Origin of the sequence: Streptomyces europaeiscabiei (assembly GCF_001550375.1) — a bacterium.
Classification (GTDB): Bacteria; Actinomycetota; Actinomycetes; order Streptomycetales; family Streptomycetaceae; genus Streptomyces; species Streptomyces europaeiscabiei.
On sequence record NZ_LRTR01000889.1, the window covers coordinates 1 to 1,611 of the forward strand.

Sequence of the window (1,611 nt, forward strand, 5' to 3'; positions counted from 1 at the left end):
TCAGCTTGTTCTTTATGGTCTGACCTCGCAGGGCCGGGACAGGGCTTGACCTCAAGTGCGGTTCAGATTGGAGGCTTCTTCGTATGCCGCTGGCCGTAGGGCAGCGCAGCACTTCACACGTTGGAGGAAGTCCCATGTCGAGCAGTGCCGTTCCAAACTCCGGCCCCGCTGTGCCCGCCGCACCCTCGGTCCGCCGTTCCGGCCTCACCTGGTGGAAGGCGCTGGTCACCGGCGCGGTCGGCGCGGCCGTAGTCAATCTGATCGTTCTTGCCGCCGCCAAGCTGGCCGGTGCCTCGCTCATCGTCGTCGACGGCGGCGAAGAGCACCTGATCACGGTCGGGGGCGTCATCGGCGCCTCCGTCGTCCCGCTGGTCGTCGGGACGGGCGCTGCCCTCTTGATGGCCCTGTGGAAGCCGGTCTTCCTGCGGATCGCGCAGTACGTGGGCGGTGGACTGGCACTGTTGTCGGTCGCCGGCCCGCTGTCGTCCGGCGCCGACGGCGGCACCGTCGCAGCCCTGTCCCTCATGCACATCACCCTCGGCGTGGCGGTCGTCACCACCCTGAAGCTCCACCGCCGCCAACGTTGAGCTTGTCTTTACTGGTCTGACCTCGAACGAGGACTCGAACGTGATCGCTCGTACGGAGATTCCGGGGACGTGAACACGGCCTTCGCCTGATCCTGTGCTCCGACCAAAGAGGCACTTGACCAGTACGAAGGCCGTGGGGAATGAGTCTTCTGCACAACGATGCCCAGCGGGAGCCGTTCGCGGTGGCGTCACACTTCCGGGACGACTTCTATGCGGGTCTGACCGCCCGCCGTGACGAACTGTTCGAACTGACCGACGCGTTGTTGTGCGCGGACGGGCCGGTGAGGACGCCGGTGGACCTGACGCTGCTGGCCGAGCACCGCCGTGGACACGGCGCCTTGTACGAGGCTCTCAACCGTGGCCGGATCGACGCCGGGCGGCTGCGGCGGACGCTGGCCGCGCTGCCCCAGCCCAAGGCGGCCGACGGGCGGCTCGTGCTGGCCGTAGACGTGTCCAACTGGCTGCGGCCGGACGCCGAGTGCAGCGCGGACAGGTTGTTCTGCCACACCTACGGCCGTAGTAAGGATCAGCACCTGATGATCCCCGGCTGGCCGTACCCGTTCGTCGCCGCGCTCGAATCCGGGCGCACGTCGTGGTGCCAGTTGCTGGACGCGGTCCGCCTCGGCCCCGCCGACGACGTCGCCGAGGTCACCGCAGTCCAGGTCCGCCGCGTGGTTCAGGACCTGATCGTGGGCGGGCGGTGGCGCCCGGGCGAGTTGGACATCCTCATCGTCTTCGACGCCGGCTACGACGCCCCGCGCATGGCCCACCTCCTTCACGGGCTGCCCGTCGAGGTGCTCGGGAGGATGCGCTCGGACCGGGTGATGCGCAGGCCCGTCCCCGTGCCGTGGATCTCACCGCCCCAAGGCGGACGGCCTCCGAAGCACGGCAAGGAGTTCCGCTTCGCCAAACCGGAGTCGTGGGGCGAGCCGGACACGGCCACCACGCAGGTCACCGACCGCTACGGCACCGCGCAGACGATGGCCTGGGACCGGATCCACCCGCGGCTTACTACCCGGTCGGC

At 68.7% G+C, this 1,611-nt stretch carries 2 protein-coding genes; both read left to right on the top strand.

What is annotated here, in order from left to right:
• The first annotated feature begins 134 nt into the window (after positions 1-134).
• Positions 135-587: a DUF6069 family protein gene (locus tag AWZ10_RS45185; protein WP_159058600.1), complete on the top strand. Its 453-nt coding sequence runs from the start codon at positions 135-137 to the stop codon at positions 585-587.
• A 140-nt stretch (positions 588-727) separates the two neighbouring features.
• Positions 728-1,611, top strand: an 884-nt coding sequence (locus tag AWZ10_RS45190; RefSeq protein WP_167366055.1) for a transposase, incomplete at its 3' end; no start/stop codon positions are given.